At 62.9% G+C, this 2,685-nt stretch carries 4 protein-coding genes and 2 pseudogenes; 5 read left to right on the plus strand and 1 reads right to left on the minus strand.

Features of this window, described 5'->3' with window-relative positions; translation table 11 throughout:
- The 5 genes and pseudogenes from A3IG_RS34855 to A3IG_RS34475 all read left to right on the plus strand — a co-directional run.
- Positions 1-528 (plus strand): hypothetical protein (locus tag A3IG_RS34855; RefSeq protein WP_211219473.1); only part of this gene is annotated, 528 nt, incomplete at its 5' end.
- Between the two features lie 6 nt (positions 529-534).
- The gene (locus A3IG_RS34460) at positions 535-1,170 is read left to right on the plus strand and encodes a hypothetical protein (RefSeq protein WP_157862315.1); all 636 of its coding nucleotides are present in this window, start codon (positions 535-537) and stop codon (positions 1,168-1,170) included.
- A gap of 124 nt (positions 1,171-1,294) precedes the next feature.
- Positions 1,295-1,588: a helix-turn-helix domain-containing protein gene (locus A3IG_RS36040; RefSeq protein WP_157862314.1), complete on the plus strand. Its 294-nt coding sequence runs from the start codon at positions 1,295-1,297 to the stop codon at positions 1,586-1,588.
- A pseudogene (locus A3IG_RS36045) lies at positions 1,557-1,673 on the plus strand (helix-turn-helix domain-containing protein); the annotation flags it as partial. The gene A3IG_RS36040 and the pseudogene A3IG_RS36045, both read left to right, overlap by 32 nt.
- A 250-nt stretch (positions 1,674-1,923) precedes the next feature.
- Positions 1,924-2,292 (plus strand): IS30 family transposase, encoded by a 369-nt coding sequence (locus tag A3IG_RS34475; RefSeq protein WP_157862313.1) that lies wholly within the window; start codon positions 1,924-1,926, stop codon positions 2,290-2,292.
- A gap of 27 nt (positions 2,293-2,319) precedes the next feature.
- Here the strand turns inward: A3IG_RS34475 and A3IG_RS33175 are convergent.
- Positions 2,320-2,547, minus strand: a pseudogene (locus A3IG_RS33175) (tyrosine-type recombinase/integrase); the annotation flags it as partial.
- Positions 2,548-2,685 lie beyond the last annotated feature (138 nt).

Genomic DNA, 2,685 nt, shown 5'->3' on the forward strand with positions numbered 1-2,685 from the left:
ACCCACCACAAACAACAACGCACCCACGACCTCACCATCCGCGACATCCACACGTACTATGTGCTCGCGGGGGCCACGCCGGTCCTGGTTCACAACTGTGGTCCAGGGGTTGCGACTGAAGACGATGCAATGCTCGCGCTTAGCCGTGCGGAAGAATTGCAAGCCTCGCGGAATGACTACTTCATGGCGGACGTGAAGGGCACTACGGCAGTAATCGGTGTCTTTAACTCCAAGACGAAGGCATTCGCCACTCGCATTGGAATCAATGGAGGGGGTGCTATGCCTTCCGGATGGACACTGAGGCCGGGGGAGGAGTTTGTGCAGGCTGCCGGGCATGCCGAAGAAGGGATCCTTAACAGTTTGGGCCCCAACGAGCATGCCGTGTTCGGTGCGGCATCAAGAAACTTCTGTGTTTCCATCTGTTCGCCCATGCTGAATGTGCGTGGGATAACAGTGGGAGGTGCGGGGATACGCGGTCATGCCGCACAGAACTCACCATTCACGATCTTCTGGGCCACTGGAGGCTAGAGAGACATGGGGATTTCGCCGGAACTACAGGCAATCTCGAATGCTTCGGACCCTGAACTGGTACTGATCTGTGCCGCAGCGGCGGAGCGGGGTGCCCTCTTCTGCCGAGCCCTCGGCCGATCAGAGCAGTCTGAGTGGGTCGATGCCTCGCTCGGGCTTGTCTGGGCGGCAGCTGCCGGGGAGTCCGTGCAGGATGACTGCGCCGAGGCGCTGGATGAGCTGGAGATGGAATCACAGGATGACGAGGATGATTCCTCCCGTCCGGAGTTCTATGTGGCCCAATCCGTGGCGTTGGTTGGAAACGCACTCGCGGTTTCATTGAGACCGTCCGCCGCAAAGACCGAGATGGCTGTGAACACCATCAGGTCACTGCTCTCCATGCTCGAATTCAAGGTAGGGGGAGAGAAGCCTATGGTCGTCAGATATGGAGACCCCTCCCCTCCAGTGGGGCCTCTTGTTCAAATGGAGATCGACGCAGAGTGCGAAGTGCTTGACCTCCTTGCTCGCGAGGCAGCGGCCTCTGGCCAAGGGAAACCTCGCGCCTCGGCTGTGAATCGAATCCAGGCATCATCGACTGAATTTTGTGGGAGGCTGGCGCCTTCCATCGAAGAATTTGTCGCGCTTAGCAACTGGGAACTCTAGAGGCGTGCTGAACCGTCAAGGCCCCGCCTGGCTACTCGGGTTCTAATGAACGTCGCAACACCCGACCCCCGGGTGGGCGTTGAAGGACAGAAGCACCGTTGGGGGGCGCCCGAACGGCAAGAGGGTGCCCCCCGAGGTCAAGCAGCGGTTTCTCGAACTGATACGCGAAGGCGTGAGTATCAGAGAGGCCAGCCGCATCATCGGCATCAACCGTCGAACGGGCCAGGAGTGGGTCAGCGGGCGCGGTGCGCGCGTGAGGACCACCAAGGCGGGACGCAAGACGGTTCGGGCCGCGATCCAGCCGGTTATCGGTGACTCGCGCGAGTACGAGCCCCATCCGCGGGCCGAGGAACGGAACGGCTTGCGCCCGAATCTCTGCCCGCTTTCTGTCCGAGGAGGAGCGGGTGTGCATCGCTGATCGGTGGCGAGAGCAGAAGTCGATACGCGCAATCGCCGGCGAGTTGAACCGCAGTCTCTCGACGATCAGCCGGGAGATCCGACGCAACGGCAGCCCTGACGCCAGACCGAACCATCCGTCCCAGTACCGCCCGTTCACCGCTCACAGACGGGCGCAGGCACGACTACCGCGGTCCAAGCCCCGGAAGGTCGACCGTTGTCCCGAGCTGCGGGACTTCATCCAGGCATGGTTGGACGAGAAGTGGAGTCCCGAACAGGTCGCGCACATCCTTCCTCGGGATTTCCCGGACCGTCCGGAGATGCAGGTGAGGCACGAGACGATCTACCGAGCCCTGTATGTCCAAGCCCAAGACCGGCCTGACACGAGAGGTCTCGCGGCGCCTGCGGACGGGCCGAAGCACGCGCAAGCGGCGCCGCCGACCGAACGAGAGGACTCCTCGGTTCACTCACCTGATGGTCCTGATCAGCCAGCGGCCCGCCGAAGCCACCGACCGCAACGTCCCGGGGCACTGGGAAGGGGACCTGATCGTCGGCACGAAGAACGGCTCAGCGATCGGCACTCTCGTCGAACGCAGCACCCGCTACACGCTGCTGGTACACCTCCCGGACGGGTCTGCTCCCGGGTTCTTTCGGAAAGCGCTCCTCAATGTCGTCAGCGGCCTCTCAGCCCACCTCGTGTCCTGGCGCGGTCTCTGCACGGGGTGACGGCAGTAGTTGACGGCAACGCCAGCGGACGCGTGAGGCGCAGGGTGACGGGACCTTGCCGTCGTTGCGGGTCGGCTCGTGGCCAGCAGGACCGTCGAGCGGGATGCTGAGGGTGTCGATGGCGTCTCGTTGGAGCCGGAGTCGGACGTGGGTGTAGACGGTGGCGGTGACGCTGATGTGGGCGTGGCCGAGGAGTTTCTTGATCACGACGAGCTCGACGCCCTGTTCCATGAGTAGGGTGGCGGTCGAGGCCCGCTTTGCGGTGGAGTCTGGTGCAGGCGCGGGTGTGAGGAGGCTTCACCAAAGCGCCGAAGGTGTGGAAGCTTCTGCTGAAGGCGCTCGGTAAGGCCTCCTCGAAGACTCCTGGTAAGACCGTCCCCAAAGCGCCGGCGA

It is taken from the genome of Wenjunlia vitaminophila DSM 41686 (genome assembly GCF_000380165.1).
GTDB lineage: Bacteria > Actinomycetota > Actinomycetes > Streptomycetales > Streptomycetaceae > Wenjunlia > Wenjunlia vitaminophila.